The organism is Methylobacterium sp. TK31 (genome assembly GCF_055361545.1).
Window position 1 is genome coordinate 3,609,379 of sequence record NZ_CM143964.1, and the last position, 25,258, is coordinate 3,634,636.

General features: G+C 71.4%; 24 protein-coding genes and 1 pseudogene. 13 read left to right on the top strand and 12 right to left on the bottom strand.

Annotated features, from left to right (window positions below; genetic code table 11):
• Nucleotides 1-55: 55 nt before the first annotated feature.
• The 4 genes from obgE to ACXJY8_RS16770 all read right to left on the bottom strand — a co-directional run bounded on the left by obgE (nucleotide 56) and on the right by ACXJY8_RS16770 (nucleotide 3,619).
• Nucleotides 56-1,090 carry a GTPase ObgE gene (obgE, locus tag ACXJY8_RS16755; protein WP_463780718.1) on the bottom strand — a complete coding sequence of 345 codons (1,035 nt, stop codon included), beginning with the start codon at nucleotides 1,088-1,090 and terminating at the stop codon, nucleotides 56-58.
• A gap of 149 nt (nucleotides 1,091-1,239) precedes the next feature.
• Nucleotides 1,240-1,506: a 50S ribosomal protein L27 gene (gene rpmA, locus ACXJY8_RS16760; protein ID WP_463770897.1), complete on the bottom strand. Its 267-nt coding sequence runs from the start codon at nucleotides 1,504-1,506 to the stop codon at nucleotides 1,240-1,242.
• A 39-nt stretch (nucleotides 1,507-1,545) separates the two neighbouring features.
• Nucleotides 1,546-1,860 (bottom strand): 50S ribosomal protein L21, encoded by a 315-nt coding sequence (gene rplU, locus ACXJY8_RS16765; protein ID WP_055947814.1) that lies wholly within the window; start codon nucleotides 1,858-1,860, stop codon nucleotides 1,546-1,548.
• 223 nt (nucleotides 1,861-2,083) lie between these two features.
• Nucleotides 2,084-3,619 carry a helicase HerA-like domain-containing protein gene (locus tag ACXJY8_RS16770; protein WP_463770902.1) on the bottom strand — a complete coding sequence of 512 codons (1,536 nt, stop codon included), beginning with the start codon at nucleotides 3,617-3,619 and terminating at the stop codon, nucleotides 2,084-2,086.
• 118 nt (nucleotides 3,620-3,737) lie between these two features.
• Between ACXJY8_RS16770 and ACXJY8_RS16775 the strand changes: the two are divergent.
• Together ACXJY8_RS16775 and olsB are read left to right on the top strand one after the other, a co-directional pair.
• Nucleotides 3,738-4,202 (top strand): annotated as a pseudogene (locus tag ACXJY8_RS16775) (DUF2780 domain-containing protein); the annotation flags it as partial.
• A 202-nt stretch (nucleotides 4,203-4,404) separates the two neighbouring features.
• Nucleotides 4,405-5,451, top strand: a complete 1,047-nt coding sequence (gene olsB / locus ACXJY8_RS16780; protein WP_463770905.1) for a l-ornithine N(alpha)-acyltransferase — start codon at nucleotides 4,405-4,407, stop codon at nucleotides 5,449-5,451.
• A gap of 7 nt (nucleotides 5,452-5,458) precedes the next feature.
• On the opposite strand, the gene ACXJY8_RS16785 is transcribed toward olsB, so the two are convergent.
• From ACXJY8_RS16785 to ACXJY8_RS16795, 3 genes are read right to left on the bottom strand one after another with little or no spacing between them, the layout of a single operon-like run.
• On the bottom strand, nucleotides 5,459-6,319 hold the full coding sequence (locus ACXJY8_RS16785) for an SDR family oxidoreductase (protein ID WP_463770908.1): 861 nt from the start codon (nucleotides 6,317-6,319) through the stop codon (nucleotides 5,459-5,461).
• Entirely contained in the window at nucleotides 6,316-7,461 is a 1,146-nt protein-coding gene (gene queG, locus ACXJY8_RS16790) for a tRNA epoxyqueuosine(34) reductase QueG (protein WP_463780722.1), read from the bottom strand. Before queG ends, ACXJY8_RS16785 begins: the two co-directional genes overlap by 4 nt.
• Before the next feature lie 50 nt (nucleotides 7,462-7,511).
• Nucleotides 7,512-8,204: a glutathione S-transferase family protein gene (locus ACXJY8_RS16795; RefSeq protein WP_463770911.1), complete on the bottom strand. Its 693-nt coding sequence runs from the start codon at nucleotides 8,202-8,204 to the stop codon at nucleotides 7,512-7,514.
• Nucleotides 8,205-8,457: 253 nt separating this feature from the next.
• On the opposite strand from ACXJY8_RS16795, the gene ACXJY8_RS16800 reads away from it, so the two are divergent.
• From ACXJY8_RS16800 to ACXJY8_RS16825, 6 genes are all read left to right on the top strand, one after another.
• Complete coding sequence (locus ACXJY8_RS16800; RefSeq protein WP_463780725.1) at nucleotides 8,458-9,261, top strand: undecaprenyl-diphosphate phosphatase; 804 nt, start codon at nucleotides 8,458-8,460, stop codon at nucleotides 9,259-9,261.
• Between the two features lie 190 nt (nucleotides 9,262-9,451).
• The gene (locus ACXJY8_RS16805) at nucleotides 9,452-11,311 is read left to right on the top strand and encodes a methylmalonyl-CoA mutase family protein (protein WP_463770913.1); all 1,860 of its coding nucleotides are present in this window, start codon (nucleotides 9,452-9,454) and stop codon (nucleotides 11,309-11,311) included.
• A 66-nt stretch (nucleotides 11,312-11,377) separates the two neighbouring features.
• On the top strand, nucleotides 11,378-11,764 hold the full coding sequence (locus ACXJY8_RS16810) for a hypothetical protein (protein ID WP_108038419.1): 387 nt from the start codon (nucleotides 11,378-11,380) through the stop codon (nucleotides 11,762-11,764).
• A 147-nt stretch (nucleotides 11,765-11,911) separates the two neighbouring features.
• A complete protein-coding gene (locus tag ACXJY8_RS16815; protein ID WP_463770916.1) occupies nucleotides 11,912-12,343 on the top strand; it encodes a hypothetical protein in 432 nt (143 codons plus the stop codon).
• A gap of 250 nt (nucleotides 12,344-12,593) precedes the next feature.
• Complete coding sequence (locus tag ACXJY8_RS16820; RefSeq protein WP_463770918.1) at nucleotides 12,594-13,688, top strand: diguanylate cyclase domain-containing protein; 1,095 nt, start codon at nucleotides 12,594-12,596, stop codon at nucleotides 13,686-13,688.
• Between the two features lie 170 nt (nucleotides 13,689-13,858).
• Nucleotides 13,859-15,295, top strand: a complete 1,437-nt coding sequence (locus ACXJY8_RS16825) for a methyl-accepting chemotaxis protein (protein ID WP_463770921.1) — start codon at nucleotides 13,859-13,861, stop codon at nucleotides 15,293-15,295.
• Between the two features lie 10 nt (nucleotides 15,296-15,305).
• Here ACXJY8_RS16825 and ACXJY8_RS16830 read toward each other — a convergent pair whose 3' ends face one another.
• The 4 genes from ACXJY8_RS16830 to ACXJY8_RS16845 all read right to left on the bottom strand — a co-directional run bounded on the left by ACXJY8_RS16830 (nucleotide 15,306) and on the right by ACXJY8_RS16845 (nucleotide 19,901).
• Nucleotides 15,306-15,998 (bottom strand): L,D-transpeptidase, encoded by a 693-nt coding sequence (locus tag ACXJY8_RS16830; protein WP_463770925.1) that lies wholly within the window; start codon nucleotides 15,996-15,998, stop codon nucleotides 15,306-15,308.
• A gap of 233 nt (nucleotides 15,999-16,231) precedes the next feature.
• Complete coding sequence (locus tag ACXJY8_RS16835) at nucleotides 16,232-17,086, bottom strand: glycosyltransferase family 2 protein (protein WP_463770928.1); 855 nt, start codon at nucleotides 17,084-17,086, stop codon at nucleotides 16,232-16,234.
• 16 nt (nucleotides 17,087-17,102) lie between these two features.
• Nucleotides 17,103-18,908: a translation elongation factor 4 gene (gene lepA, locus ACXJY8_RS16840; RefSeq protein WP_055948858.1), complete on the bottom strand. Its 1,806-nt coding sequence runs from the start codon at nucleotides 18,906-18,908 to the stop codon at nucleotides 17,103-17,105.
• 201 nt (nucleotides 18,909-19,109) lie between these two features.
• The gene (locus ACXJY8_RS16845) at nucleotides 19,110-19,901 is read right to left on the bottom strand and encodes a HugZ family pyridoxamine 5'-phosphate oxidase (protein WP_463770932.1); all 792 of its coding nucleotides are present in this window, start codon (nucleotides 19,899-19,901) and stop codon (nucleotides 19,110-19,112) included.
• 341 nt (nucleotides 19,902-20,242) lie between these two features.
• On the opposite strand from ACXJY8_RS16845, the gene ACXJY8_RS16850 reads away from it, so the two are divergent.
• The 5 genes from ACXJY8_RS16850 (at nucleotide 20,243) to ACXJY8_RS16870 (ending at nucleotide 24,277) form a co-directional block, all read left to right on the top strand.
• Nucleotides 20,243-20,953, top strand: a complete 711-nt coding sequence (locus ACXJY8_RS16850; RefSeq protein ID WP_055947774.1) for a response regulator transcription factor — start codon at nucleotides 20,243-20,245, stop codon at nucleotides 20,951-20,953.
• A gap of 100 nt (nucleotides 20,954-21,053) precedes the next feature.
• Nucleotides 21,054-22,778, top strand: a complete 1,725-nt coding sequence (locus ACXJY8_RS16855) for a sensor histidine kinase (protein WP_463780727.1) — start codon at nucleotides 21,054-21,056, stop codon at nucleotides 22,776-22,778.
• 19 nt (nucleotides 22,779-22,797) lie between these two features.
• Nucleotides 22,798-23,319: an HPr kinase/phosphorylase gene (locus ACXJY8_RS16860; protein ID WP_463770936.1), complete on the top strand. Its 522-nt coding sequence runs from the start codon at nucleotides 22,798-22,800 to the stop codon at nucleotides 23,317-23,319.
• 125 nt (nucleotides 23,320-23,444) lie between these two features.
• Nucleotides 23,445-23,846, top strand: coding sequence for a PTS sugar transporter subunit IIA (locus ACXJY8_RS16865; RefSeq protein WP_463770938.1), 402 nt, complete (start codon nucleotides 23,445-23,447; stop codon nucleotides 23,844-23,846).
• A gap of 107 nt (nucleotides 23,847-23,953) precedes the next feature.
• The gene (locus ACXJY8_RS16870) at nucleotides 23,954-24,277 is read left to right on the top strand and encodes an HPr family phosphocarrier protein (RefSeq protein WP_463770941.1); all 324 of its coding nucleotides are present in this window, start codon (nucleotides 23,954-23,956) and stop codon (nucleotides 24,275-24,277) included.
• A gap of 16 nt (nucleotides 24,278-24,293) precedes the next feature.
• Here ACXJY8_RS16870 and ACXJY8_RS16875 read toward each other — a convergent pair whose 3' ends face one another.
• Entirely contained in the window at nucleotides 24,294-25,247 is a 954-nt protein-coding gene (locus ACXJY8_RS16875) for a GNAT family N-acetyltransferase (RefSeq protein ID WP_463770943.1), read from the bottom strand.
• Nucleotides 25,248-25,258: the final 11 nt, after the last annotated feature.

Consider the following 25,258-nt stretch of genomic DNA (forward strand, 5'->3'; position numbering starts at 1 on the left):
GATCCTCCGCTTGTGACGAGCGGTTGCCTGCTGCACAAGGGCTGGCGGCATCGCCTCAGGGCTGCCACGCCTCGGCAGGCTGTGCCTCGGCCTCGGCGCGCTTGGCCGCATCCATCTCCTGGGCGAGCGCCCGCAGGGCGTCCTGCACGCCGAGACCGGTGGCGGAGGAGAGGATCAGGGGCTTCTTTTTCGAAGCCCGCTTCAGGCGTGCGACCTGCTCCTTGAGCACGTCCGGATCGACCACGTCGGCCTTGGAGAGGGCCACGATCTCGGGCTTCTCGTCGAGGCCGTGGCCATAGGCCGTGAGTTCCCGCCGGACGAGCTTGTAGGTCTGGCCGGCATGCTCGTTGGTGGCTTCCACGAGGTGCAGCAGCACCCGGCAGCGCTCGACGTGGGCGAGGAACTTGTCGCCGAGGCCGACGCCGTCATGGGCACCCTCGATCAGGCCCGGAATGTCGGCGAGGACGAATTCTCGCTCGTCGGAGCGCACGACGCCGAGACCGGGGTGGAGCGTGGTGAAGGGATAGTCGGCGATCTTGGGCTTGGCGGCCGTCACGGTGGCGAGGAAGGTCGACTTGCCTGCATTGGGCAGACCAACGAGGCCCGCATCGGCGATGAGTTTCAGGCGCAGCCAGACCCACTGTTCGTGGCCTTCCAGCCCGGGATTGGCATGCTTCGGGGCCCGGTTGGTCGAGGTGGTGAAGTAGGCGTTGCCGAAGCCGCCATTGCCGCCCTTGGCGAGACGCACACGCTGGCCGACATGGGTCATGTCGGCAATCAGGGTCTCGCCGTCCTCGGCCAGAATCTCGGTTCCGGCCGGCACCTTCAGCACCACGTCGGCGCCGTTGGCCCCATGGCGGTTCGAGCCCATGCCGTGCTCGCCCTTCTTGGCCTTGAAGTGCTGCTGGTAGCGGTAGTCGATCAGGGTGTTGAGGCCGTCGACGCACTCGACCCAGACGTCGCCGCCGCGACCGCCATCGCCGCCGTTCGGCCCGCCGAACTCGATGAACTTTTCACGGCGGAAAGCCACGCAGCCGGCGCCACCGTCGCCGGAGCGGACATAGACTTTGGCTTCGTCGAGGAATTTCACGGGCGGGCCCAGATCAGGTTGGATGTCGGGATGCAGGAGCACCACCGGGATATCGTGATGAGAAACGACAACGGGGAAGACGGTTTCCCATCTTCCCCGGGATCATCTGGTGGTCGGGCCCGCCTGGAGGAAGGCCCTGGCAAAACGCCTTACTCGGCGGCTTCCTGCACCGGCACGACGGTGACGAAGGCGCGGCCGCGCTTCGTCTCGAACAGGACGCGGCCGTCCGTCTTGGCGAACAAGGTGTGGTCCGTGCCCATGCCGACATTGGTGCCGGGATGCCACTTGGTGCCGCGCTGGCGCACGATGATGTTGCCGGCGATGACCGCCTCGGAACCGAACTTCTTCACGCCGAGCCGCTGACCGGCCGAGTCGCGGCCGTTGCGGGACGAGCCGCCTGCTTTTTTATGGGCCATGGGGAGTTACTCCGAATTCTTGAATCTCAGGTCGGATCGTCAGGCGCTGATGCCGGTGATGCGGACCACCGTGTGGTGCTGGCGGTGGCCCCGCTTGCGCCGGGAGTTCTGACGGCGGCGCTTCTTGAAGGCGATGACCTTCGCGTCGCGGCCGTGGCTGACGATCTCGCCGGTGACGCTGATGCCCGAGAGCAGCGGTGCGCCGACCTGGGTCGCGCCTTCGCCGTTCGTGAACAGGAGCACGTCCCCGAAGGTAACGGCCGAACCGGCCTCGCCTTCGAGCGTGGCGATCGTGATGGTGTCGTTGGCGGCAACGCGATACTGCTTGCCGCCCGTCTTGATGACTGCGAACATCGTTCTCTCTTCGTGTTCTCTGCCGGCCTCCGGCGCGCCTTTCGGCAATGCCTGGACCGTCTTCTTGTTCAGGTCATCCGCGACACCGGATCGGGACTTGTCGTCTGTGCCGAGCGCGAACGCGAAACGCGCGGACTTCGTCGAGGAAGCCGCGCGAGAGGCGGTGGATATGCGGGGACGGGGTGATTTGTCAATGCTGGGCGAAGCGTCGACGCCCGGCGGCCTACCGTTTGGTCAGTCCGCCCAGCACGTTCCGCAGGATCGCGTTGCCGACCTCCGTGCCGACCTTGCGTGCCATCGAGCGGGCGGCGTTGCCCAGCACCTGCTCGGCGAGGCCCGGGGCCGGACGGCGGCCGCCCTTGCCGGCGGGCTTGCCGCCCAGCACACCCCCGAGCCAGCCGCCGAGCATCCCGCCCAGACCGCCCTCGGCAGGCTCGGCACCGTCGGTTCCGCCGCCGTCCAGGCCCTTGCGGGCAGCGAGCATCTCGTAGGCGCTCTCGTTGTCGACCGACTGGTCATATTTGCCCCGCACCGGGCTTTTCGCGATGAGGTCGGCGCGCTCGGCTGGGGTGATCGGGCCGACGCGGCCCTGCGGCGGGGCGATCAGGGCGCGCTCGACGACCGAGGGCGTGCCCTTCGCCTCCAGGAAGGACACCAGCGCCTCGCCGACGCCGAGTTCGGTGATCGCCTTGGCGACGTCGAAGCCGGGATTCTGGCGGAACGTCTCGGCGGCGGCCTTCACCGCGCGCTGGTCGCGGGGCGTGAAGGCGCGCAGCGCATGCTGCACCCGGTTGCCGAGCTGGCCCAGCACCGACTCCGGCACGTCGAGGGGGTTCTGCGTCACGAAGTAGACGCCGACCCCCTTCGACCGGATCAGGCGGACCACCTGTTCCACCGCATCGAGCAAAGCCTTCGGAGCGTCGTCGAACAGGAGGTGCGCCTCGTCGAAGAAGAACACCAGCTTCGGCTTCTCGAGGTCGCCGACCTCGGGCAATTGCTCGAACAGCTCGGAGAGCATCCAGAGCAGGAACGAGGCGTAGAGCCGGGGCCGCTGCATCAGCTTGTCGGCGGCCAGGATGTTGACGATGCCCCTTCCCTCGCGGTCGACCCGCATGAAGTCGTTGAGGTCGAGGGCCGGCTCGCCGAAGAACCGGTCGGCACCCTGGTTCTCGAGCATGAGGAGCTGGCGCTGGATGGCGCCTACGGAGGCCGCCGAGACGTTGCCGTACTGGCCGGAGACCGCCTTCAGGTTCTCGGTGAGATAGAGGAGCAGCGCGCGCAGGTCCTTGAGGTCGAGGACCGGCCACTTGTTGTCGTCGGCGACCCGGAAGGCGATGTTGAGCACCCCCTCCTGGGTGTCATTGAGCTCCAGCAGGCGTGCGAGCAGCAGCGGTCCCATTTCGATGACGGTACAGCGGATCGGATGCCCCTGGTCGCCGAACAGGTCCCAGAACACGGTCGGGAACCGGTCGGGCTCGTAGGGGATGCCCAGCTCTTCGGCGCGCTTGACGAAGACCGGCTTCGATTCACCGGCCGCCGCGAGGCCAGAGAGGTCGCCCTTGATGTCGGCGGCGAAGACCGGGACGCCGGCGTTGGAAAAGCCCTCCGCCATCACCTGCAGGGTCACCGTCTTGCCGGTGCCCGTGGCACCCGCCACGAGGCCGTGGCGGTTGGCCAGCCGAAGGGTCAGGCCTTCGGGCTTGAAGCCGCCATCCTTGAGCGGCGCCTTGCCGACCAGGATCGTGCCGTCGTCCTGCATGACCGTCCACTCCTCTTCGCCGGGCAGAACGCGCCAGCATCGACGATGACGGTTATGGGTCGCGCCCGCGGCATTTGCCAGCGCTTCGCGGAGCGGCCTTGATTTCGCGGCGGCGAGGCCGGAAGGACAAGATCCCGACCGAGCAGCGATACCGGCCGCGCAGAAGGCCCGGTCACCCAGGAGCCCGTTTGAGATGGAAGAGTTGATCGCCCGCGTCACGAACCGGACCGGCCTCGATGCCGCGACGGCCCAGACCGCCATCGGCCACATCCTGGCCTTCCTCCAGAAGGAGGGGCCCTCCACCGAGGTGAGTCAGCTGCTCAGTGCCCTGCCCGGGTCCGAGACCGCGATCGCTGAGTCCAATGCCGGCGAAGGCGGCGGCGGCCTGATGGGTATGCTCGGCGGCATGATGGGCGGCGGTGGCGTCATGGCGCTGGGCCAGAAGCTGATGTCGGCCGGTGTGCCCATGGGTCAGATGCAGCCCCTCGGCCAGGAGCTGTTCGCCTATGGACGCGAGAAGGCCGGCGAGGACGTGATGGGTCCGATCGTCGGCTCGATCCCGGGTCTGAACCAGTTCGTCTAAGTTTTCGAAGGTCCGGTCCTTCGGCGACTATCCATCGGAACGTCGCCGGAGGGCCGGTATGAGTCCAGCGCAAACCCCTCTGGCAATACAGCAATCCGTGTCATAAAAGCGTGTGCGCTTCGTGATGTTGTGACCTCCCGAAGGCACGAGGCCCGGGGCTCCCGCGGAGCCGCCTCGATGTCCGGACAGGGCGGATTGGACGATGGTCCCGAACTTCGCGCGCGATGCCTCCACGGCGTGGCTCAATGGCTGGGAGGCGCACGTGCACGCCCCCTTCGCCCGGCTGAAGCAGCGCACCGCGGAAGCCGGCCGCGCCGGCCTCCCCGCCTTCCATCCGCGCGGCCTTCTGCTCCCGCCGGGCGCGGCGCCGATCCGGTTCAAGCCCCGGCTGAAGAAGCCGCTGGCCGCGCCCGGACTCGCCCCGACCCTCGGGCGGATCGGCAGCTTGGAGGTGCGCCTCGCCACCACGGTCTCCGAGATCCGCCGGGCGCAACGCCTGCGCTACCGGGTGTTCTACGAGGAGATGTCGGCGGTCCCGAGCGGCCTCGCCATGCTGTCGCGCCGGGACATCGACGAGTACGACGCGGTCTGCGACCATCTCCTCGTCATCGATCACGCGGCGGTGGACACGACGCCCTTCGCCGCCAAGCCCTTCCGCCGGGCCCGGCCGAAGGTGGTCGGCACTTACCGGCTGCTGCGTCAGGAGGCGGCCGACCGCCATTTCGGGTTCTATACCGCGGCTGAGTACGACATCGCCCCGATGATGGCGGCCAATCCCGGTGCGCGTTTCCTCGAACTCGGGCGCTCCTGCGTGCTGAAGCCCTACCGGACGAAGCGGACGGTGGAGATGCTCTGGGCCGGAATCTGGGCCTATGTCCAGCACCACCGCATCGACGCGATGCTGGGCTGCGCCAGCCTGGAGGGGACCGACCCCGAGCGCCTCGCCCTGCCGTTGAGCTTCCTCCACCACCACGCCCGCGCGGCGGAGGGCTGGTGCGCCCGCGCCCTGCCGGAGCGCTACGTCGCGATGGACCGCCTCGCCCGCGAGGCCGTGGACCCGAAGGCGGCGCTGCAGGCGCTGCCGCCGCTGATCAAGGGCTACCTGCGCGTCGGCGCCACCTTCGGCGACGGGGCGGTGGTGGACCATCAGTTCGGCACCACCGACGTCTTCGTGGTGCTGCCGGTCTCGGCCATCGCGGCGCGCTACCGGGACCATTTCGGCGTGCCGGCGAACCGGCAGGCGGCCTGAGGGATTCTCAGGCGCGGGCGTCCGCCACGAGGGCGGCGAGGCCCTCGCGATAGGTCGGATAGGCGAGGTCGACCGCGAGTTCCGTGCGAATCCGGTGATTCCGCACGCGCTTGTTCTCGCCGTAGAAGCTGCGGGCCATCGGGCTGAGGTCGGCGGTCTCGAAATCGATCTCCGGGGGCAGCGGCAGGCCGGCGAGCTTGGCCGCGTACTCGGTGACCACCTGCGGCGGCGTCGGCTCGTCGTCGGTGACGTTGTAGACCGCGCCGTTCCGGGGTCGGTCGAGCGACGCCAGCAGGGTCGTGGCGATGTCGTCCACGTGGATTCGATTAAAGACCTGGCCCGGCTTGATAATCCGCTGCGACTTGCCCTCGCGCAGCTTCACGATCGGGTTGCGGCCCGGGCCGTAGATGCCCGACAGGCGGAACACCTGCACGGGCTTGCCGGTCTCGCGGCCGAGCGCCAGCCAGGCCGCCTCGACGGCGAGGCGCCCTTGCGAGCGGCCGCTCACCGGGCTCGGGGCCGTGTCCTCGTCGATCCAGGCGCCCTGGTGGTCGCCGTAGACGCCGATGGTCGAGAGGTAGCCGATCCAGCCGATGCGGCTGTGCGCGATGGCGTCACGGTATACCGCGAGGGTCGTGTCGAGGTCGCGGACCGGAGGCGCCGAGACCAGGAGCGCGTCCGTGTCGGCGAGGTCGGCCGCGATGCGCGGGTCGTCGCGGTCCGGACCGAAGGCCCGCATCTCGGCGATGTCGCCGGGTCCGGTCCGCGCCGGATCGGTGACCGTGGCGCGCACCGTGTCGAAGCGGCCCCGGGCGCGCTCCACGAAGCGGCGGCCGGTGAAGCCGAGGCCGAAGACGAAGAGGTTCATGAGGCGGCGTGTCCTGTCGTCTCGGGGCCGCCGGGGTCGAGGGCGCGGCGCCACTCGGCCCGGACGGCGTCGTCGGTTTCGCCGAAACCCCGGGCGTTGAAAAGGTCCCGCAGGCGGGGCCGGGCGACGAGGCGCCCGAGGGCCCAGACCGCCATGCCGCGCACCAGGGGCGCGGGATCGGACAGGTTCGCTTCCGCCGCGGGGGCGAGGTCGGGCCGGCCGGAGTTGCCGATGGCGATGAGCACGTTGCGCAGGAAGCGGTCGCGCCCGGTGCGCTTGACGGGCGTGCCGGCAAAATGGGCGCGGAAGCCGGCCTCGTCGAGGGCCGCCAGCTCGGCCAGGGGCGGCGCCGCGAGTTCCGCGCGCGCGGCCATGCGGCCCTCGGCGGCCACGGCGGCGAACTTGTTCCAGGGGCAGACGGCGAGGCAATCGTCGCAGCCGAAGACCCGGTTGCCGATGGCGGCGCGGAACTCCGTCGGGATCGGCCCGGCATGCTCGATGGTGAGGTAGGCGATGCAGCGGCGGGCATCGAGCTGGTAGGGCGCCGGGAAGGCGTTGGTCGGGCAGATGTCGAGGCAGCGGCGGCACGAGCCGCAATGGTCGGCCTCCGGCGCGTCCGGCTCCAGCTCGGCCGAGGTGTAGATCGCGCCGAGCAGCAGCCAGTTGCCGAGGTCCCGCGAGACCAGCACGGTGTGCTTGCCCTGCCAGCCGAGGCCGGCGGCGGCGGCGAGCGGCTTCTCCATCACGGGCGCGGTGTCGACGAAGACCTTCACCCGGACGTCGCCCTTGGCCGAGAGGTAGCCGCCGAGCTCCTTCAGCTTGCCCTTGACCACCTCGTGGTAGTCCCGCCGCCGGGCATAGGCCGCGATGGCGCCCCGGTCCGTCCGCGCCAGGATCGCCAGGGGGTCGCCCTCGGGGCCGTAATTCATGCCGAGCATGACCACGCTGCGGACGCCGGGCCACAGGGTGGCGGGGTCGGCGCGGTGGTCGGCCCGCTCGACCATCCAATCCATGCTGCCGTGGTGGTTGGCGGCGAGCCAGGCGGGCAGCCGGTCCCGGAGTTCGGGCACGGCGTCCGGCCGGGTGACGCGGACGGCCTCGAAGCCGAGGAGCCGGGCGCGGGCCTCGACGGCGCGACGCAGGTCCGCGCCCGCCAGGATCTTCCGCGGCGGCTTCGGCCCGCGCGGCGCGGTCAAAAATCCAGGTTCGCGTAATGGTCCGCCGGCGCCATGCCGGGCACCCGGTCGGCCAGCAGGGTGCGGAAGCACGGGCGGGACTTCACCCGCGCGTACCAGTCCCTCGCCGTCTCGTCCTCTTCCCATGGCACGTCGCCGAGATAATCCACGCAGGACAGGTGGGCCGCCGCCGCGAGATCCGCATAGGTCAGATGGTCGCCCGCCAGCCATTTCCGGCGGGACATCAGGTAGCCGATATACTTCATGTGGTAGCGCACGTTGGTGCGCGCCGCGCGAATGGCGTTCATGTCCGGCGGGCCGCCGCCGTTGGCGCTGTTCATGAAGCGCTTCGAGATCTTCTCGGTGACGAGATACTCCGTCACCTCGGCGTTGAACTTGACCAGGAACCAGTCGAGCAGGCGGCGCACCTCGACCCGGGCGCCGGTGGTCTCAGGCAGGAGGCGCCGGCCGCTCAGGCCGAGCCCCCGGGTCTCGTCGAGATACTCGGCGATGATGCCGGCCCCCGGCACGGCGAGGCCGCTCTGCTCCACCAGCACCGGCGTCGTCCCGGCCGGGTTGATCAGCAGGAAGGCCTCGCGCCGGTCCCAGGCACGCTCCTCCATCAGCGTCGGCTCCATCCCCATCTCGGACAGGACGAGGCGGATGAAGCGGGAGTGCGGGCAGAAGGGGGAGTGGTAAAGCGTCGCCATCGAGGCCGTTTCGCACGGGAAGGGTTTGCCGGGGGACGGGTCGCGTCGATGCCCCGCGGAGGATGGTCGGCAGCCATGACATGTATGGCCCGATGATTGCCGCCTCATTAACACGCTCGCGGCGAACGCGATAACCATCCGTCAACCTTGACGGATCAGCCTCGATCCGCGAAGGCCGCGCGGGGTGGAGGCACCACCTGCTCGGGCCGGCCCGGTCCCACGAAACACCCCCAACCGTCGAGGCGCTGAGATGATGGATGCGATGGGCATCGCGAAGGCGGTCGTGCTCGCCGTGGTGGAGGGGGCGACCGAGTTCATCCCGGTCTCGTCCACCGGGCACCAGCTCCTCGTCGGCCACTTCATCGGCTTCGAATCACCCAACAACACCTTCGAGGTGCTGATCCAGCTCGGCGCCATCCTGGCGATCCTGGCGGTCTATTTCCGCCGGCTCCTCGGCATCACCCTGGCGCTGCCCAACGACCCCCGGGCGCGCCGCTTCGTGCTCGGCATCCTGGTGGCGTTCCTGCCGGCGGCGATCGTGGGCGGGCTCTTCTCGAAATACATCAAGTACTACCTTTTCAACCCCTGGATCGTCTGCGCGACCCTGGTGGCCGGCGGCATCGTCCTCCTCGTTCTCGACGAGACCGACCTCGAGGTGAAGAAGCACGACGTCTTCGACTTCACCCTGCCGATGGACTTCAAGATCGGCCTGTTCCAGTGCATCGCGATGATCCCCGGCGTGTCGCGCTCGGGCGCCACCATCGTGGGCGCGATGCTGATGGGCGCCGACAAGCGCTCGGCCACCGAGTTCTCGTTCTACCTCGCGATCCCCACCATGGCGGGGGCCTTCGCCAAGGACCTGCTCGACAACTACAAGAACCTCTCCCGGGACGACACCGGCCTGATCGTCATCGGCTTCATCGTGGCCTTCATCTCGGCCTTCATCGTGGTGCGGACGGTGCTCGACTACGTCGCCTCCCACGGCTTCCGGCTGTTCGCCTGGTGGCGCATCATCGTCGGCTCCCTCGGCTTCGCCGGCCTGATCCTGTTCGGCTGACGCGCGCGCCGGGCTCCGGGCTCGCCGGGATGCCAGCCGGGAGACCGGTCGAGATAAAGAATACAGCGTGGGCGGGCGATTGCGTCCGCCCGCCGCCGCGTGCAAGGGCTGTCCGGAAAGACAGCCCGGCCGCGCTCGGCCGGAGCCAAGCAGCCCGGCCCGAGCCAGGCACTAGCGGAGGCCAGCCCCGATGGAAGACCGTCCCCTCGCCGACCTGTTCCCGCCCGCGACCCGCGAGCGCTGGCTCGGCCTCGTCGACGGAGTCCTGAAAGGCGGAGATTTCGAGAAGCGCCTTGTCTCGAAGACCGCCGACGGCATCCGCATCGAACCCCTCTACGACGCCGCCGCGCCCGTGGCGCAGCCGGTGCGGGCCCCCGGCCCCTGGCGGGTGTCGCAGCGGGTCGACCACCCGGACGGCGCCGAGGCGAGCGCGCTCGCCCTCGCCGACCTCGAGGGCGGCGCCGACGCCCTCGTGCTGGTCTTCGCCGGCGCGCCCGCCGCCCGCGGCTACGGCCTGACCGCCACGAATGCTGCCGACCTCGACGCGGCTCTCGGCAACGTGATGCTGCCGCTGATCGCCACCCGGCTCGACGCGGGCGCGCGCGGGATCGAGGCCGCCTTCCTGATCCGGGACGTGGTCGCGGCCCGCGGCGAGACCCTGAAGGGCCTCGACCTCGACCTCGGCCTCGACCCCATCGGCACCCTCGCGGCCGGCGGGTCCCTGGCGGAGGATTACGGGGCCGAGCTCGGCCGCACCCTCGCGGCCTTCGACGCCGAGGGCTTCACGGGCCGGGCCTGCCTCGCCGACGGCCGCCCCTACCACGAGGCCGGGGCCAGCGAGGCGACCGAGCTCGCGGCCGTGCTCGCCACCGCCGTGGCCTACCTGCGCGCGCTGGAGGCCAACGGGCACGCGCTGGAGCGGGCCCGGGATGCCGTCGCGGTGCTGCTCACCGCCGATGCCGACGAGTTCCTGACCATCGCCAAGTTCCGGGCCATGCGCCGGCTCTGGGCACGGGTGGAGGCGGCCTGCGGCCTCGACCCCCGGCCCCTGCGCCTGCATGCCGAGACCGCCTGGCGGATGATGACCCGGCGCGACCCCTTCGTGAACATCCTGCGCACCTCCATGGCCGCCTGCTCGGCCGGCCTCGGCGGGGCCGACGCGATCACCGCCCTGCCCTACACGGCCGCCCTGGGCCTGAGCGACGCCTTCGCCCGCCGGGTGGTGCGCAACAGCCAGATCGTCCTCATCGAGGAATCGAACCTCGCCCGGGTGGCCGACCCGGCCGCCGGCGCCGGCAGCTTCGAGACCCTGACGGGCGAGCTGACCAGCACGGCCTGGGCGGCCTTCCAGGAGATCGAGCGCGAGGGCGGGCTCGTGGCGAGCCTGCGGGCCGGCGCGATCCAGGGGCGGATCGCCGCCACCCAGGCGACGCGAGCCCGCAACGTCGCCACCCGGCGCGAGGCGCTGACCGGGGCCAGCGAGTTCCCCTACCTCGCCGAGAAGCCCGTCACCGTGCTGGAGGTCGCCCCCGTGGCGGCGCCCCCGGCCGCCGGCTTCGGCCGCGGGCCGGCCCTCACCGGCGCGCCCCTGCCCTCCCTGCGCCTCGCCGAGCCCTACGAGGCCCTGCGCGACGCCTCCGACGCGGCCCTCGCGGCGAGCGGCCGACGCCCCACGGTGTTCCTGGCCAATCTCGGCCCGGTGGCGGTCTTCAACGCCCGCTCGACCTTCGCGGCCAACGCCTTCGCGGCCGGCGGCCTCGAGGCGGTGAACCAGGAGGGCTTCACCGATCCGGCCGCGCTGGCGGAAGCGTTCCGCGCCTCGGGCGCCCGCATCGCCTGCCTGTGCTCCTCGGACGCGCTCTATGCCAGCCACGCGGTGGAGGCCGCCCGGGCCCTGAAGGCGGCCGGCGCCACCACCCTGTACCTCGCCGGCAAGGCGGGCGACCTCGCCGAGCCCCTGAAGGCGGCCGGGGTCGACGGCACTCTCCATGCCGGCGGCGACGTTCTGGCGCTGCTGACGGGAGCGCTGGCGCACGCGACGAACGCGTAGGCGCGCAACCCAGGGGCGGCCACGCTCGTTCTCGGCCCAGTCGAGTCGAAACACGAACGGAATGCCATGCGACGCGCAGCCCTCGCGGTGACCACCCTCGCCCTCCTGACCGCCTCCGCCGGGGTCGCGGACGCCGCCAAGAAGAAGGTCCAGGTGCCCAACCGCTACGACGGCACCTGGAGCATCGAGGTGGTCACCCTCGACGGCCCCTGCGACCGGGCCTACCGCTACGGCGTGCAGATCCGGCGCGGCGAGGCGAGCTATGCCGGCGGCGAGTTCAACATCAACGGGCGGGTCTCGCAGAGCGGCGCGGTGCGGGCGGTGATCACCCGGGGCAACGACGCCGCCGACGTGGTCGGCCGGCTCGGCCGCGCGGGCACCGGCAACGGCACCTGGAACACCACCGGGCTGATCGCCTGCAGCGGGCGCTGGAACGCCGAGCGCCGCGGCTGACGCGCCGCCGGCCTGTGATGGGCGCGCCACAACGGCGCGCCGATCGCCGTCGGACGCCGGCGTGCCGGACTTCTGCCCTTCTCCGGACCGAATCACTGGTGAATACTCGCGTCGAATCGGGATCGATTTCGCACGGGGCTTCCCACGATGAAGGCTTTGCTGTTCGGCGCGTTGGTGACGACCTTGGGATGGGCCGCCGCGGCGGAGGCGGCAGGGCGCAACCCGACCCATCCCCACGCCGTGATGTCGCCCCTCGAACGGGCGGCGACGGACTGCTTCGCCGAGACGGTGCTGGCGAACCCGGCCGCGATCCGGCACGCCCGCGCGGGCCGCTGGTACGAGGCCGCCGGCGTCACCGGCTTCCTGTGCCGGCCCGAGGTGGACGCGATGATCCAGGCGCATGACCGCCTCTACGGCCGCGGCACCGGCACCCGCTACTTCGAGAAGGCCTATACCCGCCATCTCGGGCAGCAGCTCGCCGAGCGCCTGCAGCCGATGCTGGAGCGCAAGGCGGTGGCGAGCGCCGAGCCCCCGGCCGACAAGGCCGAGGCGCAGGACGCCGACAAGCCCGCCGAGTAAGGCAGACCCGCCGAGCAAGACGTGCCCGCCGAGGCATCGGCGCGGCCGCCGGACGGACATCCGTGCCTCGGACGAGCCTGCCCGCGCCGGATCACGCGATCGTGCGCGGTCCCGGCGCCGCGGGTGACATCCGTTAACCGGGTCTCCCCTATCGTGGGACGCGCGCGGACGACGCGGCACCGGGAGAGACGCGGATGACGAGCCCGGTGCGATGCGGGGTGAGCGCCTCGGCTCGAACGGGACAGGATTCTTGAGCTCTTCCGGTGATCCCGCCGACCCGCTGCCGCTGTCGCGCCGCGGACGCCTGGCCTCCGCCGCCCTCCGGCTGGCCGCGCACGCGGTCGATGCCGCCGTCGCCCAGCGCGGGCGGGACACCGCGACGATTTTCGCCCTGCGCGCCGAGCTGTCCACGCAGGCCGCGCGGCTTCAGCGGCAGGCCGATACACTCGCCGACACGACGCGGCTGTTCGAGGCGGCCTCGGCCGAGGCCCGGATCGGGCTCTGGCAGTGCGACCTGACGACCGGGGCCCTGCGCTGGAGCGCGGGCGTCCACGACCTGTTCGAGTTTCCGCACGATTGCGTGCCGAGCCGCGCGGCCGCCCTCGCCTGCTACACCGCGGAGGCGCGCCGCCACCTCGACGCCGTCCGGGCGGAGGCGATCGCCCGGGGCTCGTCCTTCGCCCTCGAGTCCGAGATCGTCGGGCGGCGCGGCAGCCGGCGCTGGATCCGGATCACCGCGTCCGTGGAGGCCCGGGACGGCGTGCTTGTCCGCCTGTTCGGCTTCAAGCAGGACATCACCGAGCAGACGCTGCTGGCGGAGCGCATGCGCCACCGCGCGGAGTTCGACTGCATGACCGGCCTCGCCAACCGGTCGGTCTTCGAGGGCCGGCTGGCGGAGCTGCCGGAGACCGGCGCCCTGGTGCTGGTCGACCTCGACGGCTTCAAGGCGATCAACGACACGCACGGACACGCCGTGGGCGACGCCTGCCTGCAGGAGGCGGCCCGGCGCCTGCGCGAGGTCTGCCACGGGGCCGACCTCGTGGCGCGGATCGGCGGCGACGAGTTCGCCGTCCTGCTCGGAGCGGGAACCGACGCGGCCCTGTGCGAGGGCCTCGGCCGGCGCATCGTGGCGGCCCTGCGCGAGCCCTTCCACCATCGCGGCCTCCACCTCCGGCTGGGCGCCTCCGTCGGCGTCGCCCGGGCGGCGGGCGCGGAGCCCGGGGACCTGTTCGGGCGGGCCGATACCGCCCTCTACGCCGCCAAGGCCGCCGGCCGCGGCACCCTGCGGGTGGCCCTGCCCGGCCTAACTTCCAGCGGGCCTGGCGAATATTCGTGCGGGACCTGACGAATCTTCGTGCAGCGCGGCGAAGGTCCGCGAAGGTTCTGGCAAGCGCGCCGAATCTATCCTGACGCCCTGTCCGGATTTCGGCGGCGCGCGACGGCATCGAGGCCCGGATCGCCGCCGGCCCGGTCTTGCGTCCATCACCGCCACGAGGTCCGCCCGATGAGGCCTGCATGAGCCGAACGATCCTGCGCCGGCTCGCCCCCTGGCTCGACTCCGCGGAACGCCGGACCGGCGCCGCTCCCGCGGCGCGGCCGCACGATCTCGCGGCGATCCTCGGCTTCCTCGACGCGATCTCGCGGGCCTGCACGACGGCCGCGACGCCCGAGGCGGCGACCCGCGACTGCCTCGGCATCGTCGCCGGCTTCACGAACTGGCCGATCGGGCACGCCTACCGGCGCCTGGCCGACGACAGCGGCGCGATGACCTCGATGCGGACCTGGTCCCTCCCGGCGGGCGACGGCCGCCGGGCGGCGGATTTCATGGCGATCTCCGAGCGCGCGGTGTTCGCCCCCGGCCAGGGCCTCGTCGGCAAGGTCGCGGCCGGCGGCGCGCCGGTGTCCTGCGCGGACGTGACCGTGCTGCCCGGCTTCGTCCGGGCCGATTCCGCCCGGGAGAACGGGGTGCGCGGCTGCTTCATGTTCCCGGTCTCCTGCGCCGGCCGGGTCGAGATCGTGCTGGAATTCTTCTCGCGGGAGGCGGCGGAGCTCGACGACGACCTCCTGGCCCTGATGGCCTACGTCGCCGACCGCCTCGCCCTCGCCCTCGCCGAGCAGGCCCGGCAGGCGCGCACCCGCGCCCTGACGACGGCCCTCGACGGCATCGCGCGCCAGCTCGGCGAGACCACCGTGGCGGTGGAGGACGGGGCCCGCACCGTGCTGGGCGTCGCCGGGCACGTGGAGGCGCGCCGCAGCGAGGTCGACCGGAGCTCGGCGGAGGCCTCGCGGGAGATCGCGGGCGTGGCGCGGTCGGCGCAGGACCTCGTCGCCCTGTCCCGGGAGGCCGGCGCCCAGGCCGCGCGCGTGGAGACCGTCGCGGGCGGCTCGGCCCGGGCCCTGGAGGCGGCGGTGGCGGTGTTCACCGACCTGCAGCACAAGATCGCCGGCGTCGGCCAGATCAGCGCGCTGATCGGGACCATCGCGCGCCAGACCAACCTGCTGGCGCTGAACGCCACCATCGAGGCGGCGCGGGCCGGCGAGGCCGGACGCGGCTTCGCGGTGGTGGCCACCGAGGTCAAGGAACTGGCCGCCCAGACGGCGCGGGCGACGGAGGAGATCGCCGCGCAGGTCGACCAGCTCCGGACGGTGGCGGCCCAATCCACCGGCTCGCTCACGCAGGTGCGCTCCGAGATCGAGACCGTCCAGCACATGGCCACCGACATCGGCGCCGTCAGCGGCGCCCACCAGGCCGCCGCCGGGGAGATCGCCGACGGGATCGGCCGCGCCGCGGCGACCATCGCCCGCGCCGCGGACCATCTCGACGCCCTGCGGACCTCCACCGCCGACGCCCTGTCCTCCTCGCGGACCCTGGAGACCACCTCGGTGCGCCTGCGCGACCAGGGCCGGGACCTCGGCCTGGCCACGCGGCACCTCGCGGGGTCCGAGCGCTAGGACGCGCCTCTCAGGCCGGCAGGACGACGACCTTCGTCTTCACCGGCGTGCGGGCATAGAGGTGGATCATGTCCTGGCTCAGCAGGCCGACGCAGCCGCTGGTGATGCCCGAGCCGATCGTGTCGGGCTCGCTCGAGGCGTAGATCGTGTAGAGCGTGTAGGCGCCGTTCTGGTAGAGGTGCAGGGTACGGGCGCCGAGGGGGTTGTCGAGGCCGCCGGGCATGCCGCGGGCGTACTTGGCCGCCTCGGGCTGGCGCCGGATCATCTCCGCGGGTGGGGTCCAGGTCGCCCATTCGGACTTGCGCCCGACATAGGCGTCGCCGCTCCACCGGAACCCGTCGCGCCCGACATTGGCGCCGTAGCGGGTCGCGGTCCCGTCGCCCTCGACGCGGTAGACGTAGTAGTTCGCCGGATCGACGATGATCGTGCCGGCGGCCTCCTGGGTCGGGTACGGCACCGTGCGGCGGAAGTATTTCGGATCGACCTTGCTGATGTCGGTCGCCGGGATCGGGAACTTCTCCTCCGGCATCGGGCCGTAGATCTTGGCCGCCTCGGCGCGCAGCGCGCCGTCGGACGAGACGCAGCCGGCGAGGCCCCAGGCGCCGAGGCCGGCCCCCGTGCCGACCAGGAAGGACCGGCGGCTTAGGCGGCCCAAGCGCCCGTCCGGCGTGCCGGACTCGATGTCCCTCGTGTCCCTCGTCATCGCAGGCGTCCCGTCTTCACCGCCGCGCGACGGGCCGACCATTCGCCCGGGTCCGCGCGGCCCCTATAGCCAAGCTGACAGTGCCGGTCCCCGGTGCGCCTGGCAAGCCGGGCGCCGGGGGCGGACGTCGCCGGCCAACAGGAGCCGGCCGATTGCGTCGCGGATGTGGCCGGGCGAATCGGGCCGGGCGGATCTGACCTGGTGGATCTGACCTGGCCGGCTTCGGCGGCGCCTCAGCCGGGCCCGGCCTGCGTGTCGGGGGCGGCGCGCTTGGCCCGGCGCAGGAAGGGCAGCCCCGTCGAGGGCTGGCCGCGGGTCGCCTCGTGCATCTTGGCGATCCGGATGAAGCGGCCATAGGCCAGCACGCTCGCCATCACGAAGCCGTCGAGGCCCGCGAGGAAGAAGCGCCGCAGGATGTAGAACTTCAGGAAGTTCAGGGGGTACTCGAAGACCAGCCGCAGGCCGGTCTCGAAGCGCGAGCCGATGGGCTGCGTGTCGGCGGCGAGCTGCCCCACGTAGTTCGACTTGGCGATGGCGTGGTTCCAGTCGCGGAAGGTGTGGTGCCAGACCACGGACCGGATCGTCACCGGCTTCTCGTCCGTGGTGATCGCGAGCTTGTCCCAGTTCGGGTTGTCGGTGGTGCGGGCGACGCGCCGGTCGTAGAGGTAGACGTTCTCGGTGCAGAAGGCCCAGGGCGAGGGCCGGGCGTGGTGGGGCAGCACCATCGCCTTGCGGACGATCATCAGCGCCGGGACCCTGGGCGCCTGGAAGATCGCCCGGATCTCGCGCACGATCTCCGGCGTCAGGATCTCGTCGGCATCGACGCTGAAGACGTGGTCGTGGCGGCAGAGATCCTCGCCGAAGCGCCGCTGCGGCCCGAACCCCGGCCAGGGATTGACCACCACCCGGGCGCCGAGGGACTCGGCGATGGCCACGGTGGCGTCCGTCGAGCCCGCGTCGATGACGAGGATCTCGCAGCGCAACGGCAGCGCCGAGCGGATCGCCGCCTCGATGCGGTCCGCCTCGTTCAGCGTCCGGATCAGGACGGTGAGCGGGATGGGCGCGGTCTGGTCCGGATTTCGGTCCACGTTCGGGCGGCCCGGCTCAGTCGTCCATCTTCAGGGCGGCGATGAAAGCCTCCTGCGGGATCTCGACCTTGCCGAACTGGCGCATCTTCTTCTTGCCCTCCTTCTGCTTGTCGAGGAGCTTGCGCTTGCGCGAGATGTCGCCGCCGTAGCACTTGGCGGTCACGTCCTTGGACAGGGCCTTGATGGTCTCGCGGGCGATGATCTTGCCGCCCAGCGCCGCCTGGACCGGGATCTGGAACAGGTGGCGGGGGATCAGGTCCTTCAGCTTCTCGCACATGGCCCGGCCGCGATGCTCGGCGCGGGTGCGGTGGACCAGCATCGAGAGGGCGTCCACCGGCTCGGCGTTCACGAGGATCGACATCTTGACGAGGTCGCCCTCGCGGTAGTCGGAGATGTGGTAGTCGAACGAGGCGTAGCCCTTCGAGATCGACTTCAGGCGGTCGTAGAAGTCGAACACCACCTCGTTGAGCGGCAGGTCGTAGACCACCATGGCGCGCTTTCCCACGTAGTTCAGGTCGACCTGCGTGCCGCGCCGGTCCTGGCACAGCTTGAGCACGCCGCCGAGATACTCGTCGGGGGTGAGGATGGTGGCGCGGATCCAGGGCTCCTCGATGGCGGTGATCTTCATCACGTCCGGCATGTCGGCCGGGTTGTGCAGCTCCTTGATCGTGCCGTCCGTCATCTGCAGGCGGTAGACCACGGAGGGCGCCGTGGAGATCAGGTCGAGGTTGAACTCGCGCTCCAGGCGCTCCTGGATGATCTCGAGGTGGAGCAGCCCGAGGAAGCCGCAGCGGAAGCCGAAGCCGAGCGCCGCGGAGGTCTCCATTTCATACGAGAACGAGGCGTCGTTGAGCCGGAGCTTGCTCATGGCGCTGCGCAGGGTCTCGAATTCGGCGGCATCGACCGGGAACAGCCCGCAGAACACCACCGACTGCACGTCCTTGAAGCCCGGCAGCATCTCCTTGCAGGGGCGCTTGTCCTCCGTGAGCGTGTCGCCGACGCGGGTGTCGGCCACCTCCTTGATCGAGCCGGTGAAGAAGCCGACCTCGCCCGGGCCGAGCTCGCCGATATCGGCCATCTTGGGCCGGAACACCCCGATCTTGTCGACGCCGTGCACGGCATCGGCCCGCATCATGCGGATGTTCATGCCCTTCTTGAGGACGCCGTCGACGATGCGCACCAGCACGACGACGCCGAGATAGACGTCGTACCAGCTGTCCACCAGCAGGGCCTTCAGGGGCGCGTCGCGGTCGCCTTTGGGCGGCGGCAGGCGCGTCACGATCGCCTCCAGCACCGCCTCGATGTTGAGCCCGCTTTTCGCCGAGATCGCCACCGCCTCGGAGGCGTCGATGCCGATCACCTCCTCGATCTGGGCGCGGATGCGCTCGGGCTCGGCCGCCGGCAGGTCGATCTTGTTGAGGACGGGGACGATCTCGTGGTTGGCGTCGAGCGCCTGGTAGACGTTGGCCAGCGTCTGCGCCTCGACGCCCTGGGAGGCGTCGACCACCAGCAGCGAGCCTTCGCAGGCGGCGAGCGAGCGCGACACCTCGTAGGCGAAATCGACGTGGCCGGGCGTGTCCATCAGGTTGAGGACGTAGTCCTTGCCGTCCTCGGCCTTGTATTCGAGCCGCACCGTCTGCGCCTTGATGGTGATGCCGCGCTCCTTCTCGATGTCCATCGAGTCGAGCATCTGCTCGCTCATGTCGCGCAAGGCCACCGTGCCGGTGGTCTGGATCAGCCGGTCGGCGAGGGTCGACTTGCCGTGGTCGATATGCGCGACGATGGAGAAGTTGCGGATGTTGTCGATGGGCGTCGTTGTCATCGAGGATGCGATCTCCGGCGCGCGCGGCCCGCCGTCTGGCAGACGAACCCGGCGCACGGTCTCATGGGTGAGGGAAACTGATCGCCCGCAGATAGCAGCGCCCGCCCCTCGCGCCAAGCGCGGGGCGGGAAGGGCGACGGCGCCGGTCCAGGGCTTGGGGACCCGGCGGGAACCCGTGAGGCCTCGCGTCAGGCTCTCGCGTCAGGATCCGGGGGCATCCCCCGCCCGCGCCTGCGCGGCCATCGTCACCAGCACCTTGCGCAGGGCTCCCATCTCCCGGACCGGCTCGGGGTAGAGCACCCGCGCGGTCCGGTCGCCGGTCAGGAGGTCCAGGCCCTCCGGGTCGAGGCCGGTGAGGCGCCAGGGGCCCGGCTCGGCCCCGGCCGCCACCGCGTAGAGCGCCAGCGCATCGGCGTGGTCGGCGTTCATGTGCTCGACGGCGCCGGCCTCTCCGGCCACCAGCCCCTCGGCGCCGGCGAGGTCGAGGCGCAGTTCGTCGGCGGTGAGCACGGCGGCCTTGGCGAAGCCGCCGTTGAGGTGCCCGGCCGTGGGCGTGAGGGCGAAGAAGCCGAAATCGGGGAAGTCGGCGTAGAGCTTGGATTTCGGGTGCCGGGCGACGAAGCGGGCGCGGGCCCGCGGCTCGGCCGTCTGGGTCACCCGCCCCGTCACGGTCAGGCGCGGATGGGCGAGCGGATCGCCCTTGCCGCCGGCGCTGAACAGCAGCGAGGCGCGCGGGTCGGCCAGCAGGTTGCGGGTATGGGCCGAGAGCCGCGAGAGCAGCATCAGGGGCGTGCCGTCGACGTCCGTGGCGATGGTCACCAGGGAGGCGAAGGGCGTGCCGTCCTCCGGGTCGAGGGTGGCGAGGGCGCCCGAGCGGATCGTGCGCAGGAGGTGGCGGGCCAGCCCGATCGCGTCGAACGGCGCCTCGGCCGCCGGCAGCGGCACCGCCGGCCCGCGCCGCTCACCCCCGGTCCTGGTCTCGCCCTCGGCCATGGATCACCCCTCGATTCGACGCCCGCGAACCGGCGCTCAGGCCGCGTTCAGCCGGGCGATCATAGCCAGGGTTCCGGGCTCCGCACGAGGGCGCCGGACTGCGGCCCGTTGGCATCAGTCAAGCCGCAAACGAACAAACGACCGAGGTCGCTCGCTTTTTCAGCACATAGCCTTTACACAGCCTGACTCTCCGCGCGAACGCGGCCCGCCTCCCCGGCACGGTCGCCACCGCGTTTTTGCCGATCCCTGCCCGCCGTCCGCGACGGGGGACGGGGTGGGATGCGGAGGGGCTGGCGCCATCAGACGTCCGCCGAGCCGCATCCGAGCAACAGGACACGCGCATGCCGACCATCGCCCTCGTGGACGACGACCGAAACATCCTCACCTCCGTCTCGATCGCCCTCGAGACCGAAGGCTACCGCATCCAGACCTACACCGACGGCGCCTCGGCGCTGGACGGCCTGAAGCATTCCCCGCCGGACCTCGCGATCTTCGACATCAAGATGCCGCGCATGGACGGGATGGAGCTTCTCAGGCGTCTGCGGCAGAAATCCGACCTTCCGGTGATCTTCCTGACCTCGAAGGACGAGGAGATCGACGAATTGTTCGGCCTCAAGATGGGCGCCGACGACTTCATCCATAAGCCGTTCTCGCAGCGCCTCCTCGTGGAGCGCGTGAAGGCCGTGCTCCGGCGCTTCGCCCCCAAGGACGGCCCGGGTGCGGCCGCCCGCGAGGCCGATGCCGCCGCCCGCTCCCTGGAGCGCGGCCTCCTGATGATGGACCCCGAGCGCCACACCTGCACCTGGAAGGGCGAGCCCGTGACCCTGACGGTGACGGAGTTCCTGATCCTGCAGGCCCTGGCGCACCGGCCCGGCGTCGTGAAGAGCCGCAACGCCCTGATGGACGCGGCCTACGACGACCAGGTCTACGTCGACGACCGGACCATCGACAGCCACATCAAGCGCCTGCGCAAGAAGTTCAAGGTGACCGACACGAGCTTCGACATGATCGAGACGCTCTACGGCGTCGGCTACCGCTTCAAGGAAAGCTGAGGCCCGCCCGGGCCTCAGGCGCCCCCTCCCCGCAACGCTGTTCCCTCACCACCGGACGCCCGTGGCCACCACAGACCAAGCCGAAATCCCGTCGCGCGGCATGCTGGGCTGGCCGCGCCAGATCTGGAACGGGATCGGTCAGCGGGCCTCGTCGAGCCTGACGCGGCGCATCGTCGTGCTCAACCTCGTCGGGCTCATCGCCCTGCTGTTCGGCTTCCTCTACCTGAACCAGTTCCGCCAGGGGCTGATCCAGGCCCGGGTGCAGAGCCTGCTGATCCAGGGCGAGATCATCGCCGGCGCCATCGCCTCCTCGGCCTCGGTCGAGACCGACGCGATCCGGATCGACCCGGACAAGCTGCTCCAGCTCCAGGCCGGCGAGGCCGAGGAGCCCTCCTCCCCCCTCACCTTCTCGCTGAACCCCGAGCGGGTGGCCCCGCTGCTGCGCCGGCTGATCACCCCCACCGGCAACCGCGCCCGGGTCTACGACCAGGAGGGCGGCCTCCTGTTCGACACCCGCACCCTCTCGGCCCGGGGCGAGATGAGCCGCAGCGACCCGGACGTGCGGCCGCGCAAACGCACCTGGCTGGAGAAGGCCTGGGAGACCGTGCAGGCCCAGTTCGGGGCGAGGCCCGGCGGCGACGGCGCCGCCCCCGGCGTCACCGAGGATGTCGGCCCGGCCAGCGGCCACGGCCTCAAGGAGGTGCAGGTGGCCCTCGGGGGCGCCCGCGGCACCATCGTCCGGCGCAACCCGGCCGGCGAGACCATCGTCTCCGTGGCGGTGCCGATCCAGCGCGCCAATTCCGTGCGCGGCGCCCTGATGCTGTCGACGCAAGGCGGCGACATCGACCGCGTCATCGCCTCGGAGCGCTTCGGCCTGCTCCAGGTCTTCCTGATCGCGGCCGCCGTGATGCTCGTCCTCTCGATCCTGCTCGCGGGCGCCATCGCCGGGCCGGTGCGGCGCCTCGCGGACGCGGCCGAGAAGGTGCGGCTGGGCATCAAGTCCCGCGAGGAGATCCCCGACTTCACCGGGCGCACCGACGAGATCGGCCACCTCTCGGGGGCCCTGCGCGACATGACCCAGGCGCTCTACCGGCGGATCGACGCCATCGAGAGCTTCGCGGCCGATGTCAGCCACGAATTGAAGAACCCGCTGACCTCGCTGCGCAGCGCCGTCGAGACCCTGCCGCTGGCGAAGTCCGACGATTCGCGCAGCCGCCTGCTCGCCATCATCCAGCACGACGTGAAGCGCCTCGACCGGCTGATCTCGGACATCTCCGACGCCTCGCGCCTCGATGCCGAGCTCGCCCGGGCCGAGGCCCGCCGGGTCGACATGCGCAAGCTGATGACCACCGTGGTCTCGGTGGCCAACGAGCGCCGGCGCCCGAAGGACGCCCCGATCCAGTTCGACGTGGACGCGCCCGCCGGCGAGATGGACGCGCCCTTCACGATCTTCGGGCACGACAGCCGGCTGGGCCAGGTGGTCAACAACCTCCTCGACAACGCCCGCTCGTTCTCGCCCCCCGACGCCAAGGTCCGGGTGGCCCTGCGGCGCCTGCGCGGCGACGTCGAGCTCATCGTCGAGGACGAGGGCCCCGGCATCCCCGAGCACGCCCTGGAGCGGATCTTCGAGCGCTTCTACACCGACCGCCCGGAGCAGGGCTTCGGCCAGAATTCGGGCCTCGGCCTCTCGATCTCGCGCCAGATCGTCCAGGCCCATCGCGGCACCATCCGGGCCGAGAACCGCCCCGGGCCGGCGGACGAGGACGGCGAGCCGACGGTGCGCGGCGCCCGCTTCATCGTGCGCCTGCCGGCCGCGACCCGCTGAGCCGGGGACCGGCCGCGCCATGGGCGATCCCGCGAGCCGCACCGATTCGGTGCACGCCACCTGCATCGCGCTGGGCGCGGCGGGGCTCCTGATTCGCGGCCCCTCGGGCGCCGGCAAGTCGACCCTCGCGCTCCTCCTCCTCGACCGGGCCTCGCTGATGGACTGGCCCGCGAGCCTCGTGGCCGACGACCGGGTCCGCCTCGGCCGCGTGGACGCCACCCTGATCGCCCATGCCAATCCGGATCTCGGCGACCGGATCGAGGTGCGCGGCCTCGGCCTGCTCGCGGTTGCCGAATGCCTGCCGGCGGTGCCGGTCCGCCTCGTGGTCGACCTCGTGGCCGACGCGCCGCGCCTGCCGGACGGCCCCCTGGCCCGCACGGACCTGCTCGGGCTCGACCTGCCGGCCCTGCGCCTCGACGCGGCCCTGCTGCGCTCCGGGCTCGCGCCCCGGCTCGTGCTCGACGCCCTGGCGCAGTGCCATGGCGTGGCGCCCGGGACGCACCGCCCGGTCTTGCGCCTGCCGCCGTTGCCGAGACCGTAGCGCGGGGGCCACCACCGTGGCATGATGATGACGTTCGAGCACACAAAATGCCGCATTCACCTTGCGCTCGACCTTGCGCTGCACAAAATGGCGGCTCCGCTCACAAGGCGTTGGAACCCGCGTCGATGATTGGAATGGTGCTCGTCACCCACGGGCTGTTGGCGACCGAGTTCAAGGCTGCCCTTGAACACGTCGTCGGGCCGCAGAAACAGATCGAGACCATCACCATCGGTCCCGAGGACGATATGGAGCTGCGTCGGCTCGACATCATGAATGCGGTCGGCCGCGTGAACACCGGCAAGGGCGTCGTCGTGCTCACGGACATGTTCGGCGGCACGCCCTCGAACCTCGCCCTCTCCTGCATGAACGGCGGCCAGGTCGAGGTCGTCGCCGGCATCAACCTGCCGATGCTGATCAAGCTCGCCAGCGTGCGCGACGCCGAGCCCCTCGGCGACGCCGTCCTGCACGCCCAGGAGGCGGGCCGGAAATACATCAACGTCGCCTCGCGCGTGCTGGCCGGCAAATAGGCTTTCTTCCCCCGCATCCACGGCTTACAGGCAATCTCGGGCCGCGCGCGTGAGCGGCGGGCCCGCCGATGCGGCGCGGGGCGCCAGCGAGGGGACGGCCGACGCCCATGAGCTACGACGACGACGAGACCGAGGACAGCCTGCCGCCGGTGCCCGAGGGCGGCCTGATCCAGGTGCTTCCGATCATCAACCGGCGCGGCCTGCACGCCCGGGCCTCGGCCAAGTTCGTCCAAACCGTCGAGCGCTTCGATGCCGCCGTCACCGTGACCCGCTCCGGCGAGACGGTGGGCGGGCGCTCGATCATGGGGCTGCTCACCCTCGGCGCCGCGCAGGGCACCTCGATCGCGGTGGTCGCCTCGGGCGACGATGCCGAGGCCTGCATGACGGCGATCACCGACCTCCTCGCCAACAAGTTCGGCGAGGACGAGTAGCGCGGCCCCCGGGCCCTCAGCCTCGGGCGGAGCGCCCGATCCGCTCCGGCGCGGCCTCGCCGGCGACCTGACGCCAAGTGACGGCCTGCGCCCCGTGCCCGAGGGTGATCGCGGCGGCGACGATCGCACCTTCCCGCCGGGTCAGCGCCACGGTGACCTGCCGGCGCTGCGCGAAGAGCCGCGTCACCACCCGCACCAGGGCCGCCTCCGACGGATCGCCGATGATCGGCGCGGCCGAGACCGCGGCGTCGAGGAGCAGGAATTCCTCCACCGCGTCGCGGACCCGGCCGGGCTCGCTGATCCGCTCGACCCGGGACGGCGCCGGGCTCGGCCGCACGCCGACGAGGTTGTGGGCCGGAATGCCGGCGCGGCGCGTCACCGCCCGGAGCGGCGCCGCGGCCGCCCGCGCGGCCGGCTCGGCCGGCGCCTCCAGCACCAGCACGGCACGGGGGCGCAGGACGCGCAGGCGCTCGGCCACGGCCGCGCGCACGGGCTCGGCGGCGCCGGGCGCGATCGTGGGCGCCAGCGCGGTTCCGTGGGGCTGCCACAGGCCGATCCGCTCCTGGCCCCAGAGGGTGTGGGGCAGAGCGAGCGGCAGGACGGCGGCGAGCCGGTCGGGGCCGGCGCCGGTCGCCCAGGCCAATGCGAAGACGAGGTCGCGCCCGCCCGCCTGATGCTGGGCCGCCGAGAGCAGGTAGTCGGGATCGGAGAGCACTGGGTCTGCCACCCGGGCGCGCACGAGCAGCGCGCGCCAGGCCGCGATCTCGCCCTCGCTCACCGCCGCCGCCCGGCGCAGGTCGACGCGCCAGGCGGAGGCCTCGGAGATCGGGCAAGAGATCGGGCAAGAGATCAGGGATTCGACCGGGGATACGGACACTTCGGCCGTGCGCAGAGCCTCGGCTGCCGGAAGGCCCGTCGCCGGAGCCCGTGCCGCCGCGCCGCCCTCGATCACCGTGAAGCGCTGTCTCATGTCTCGATCCG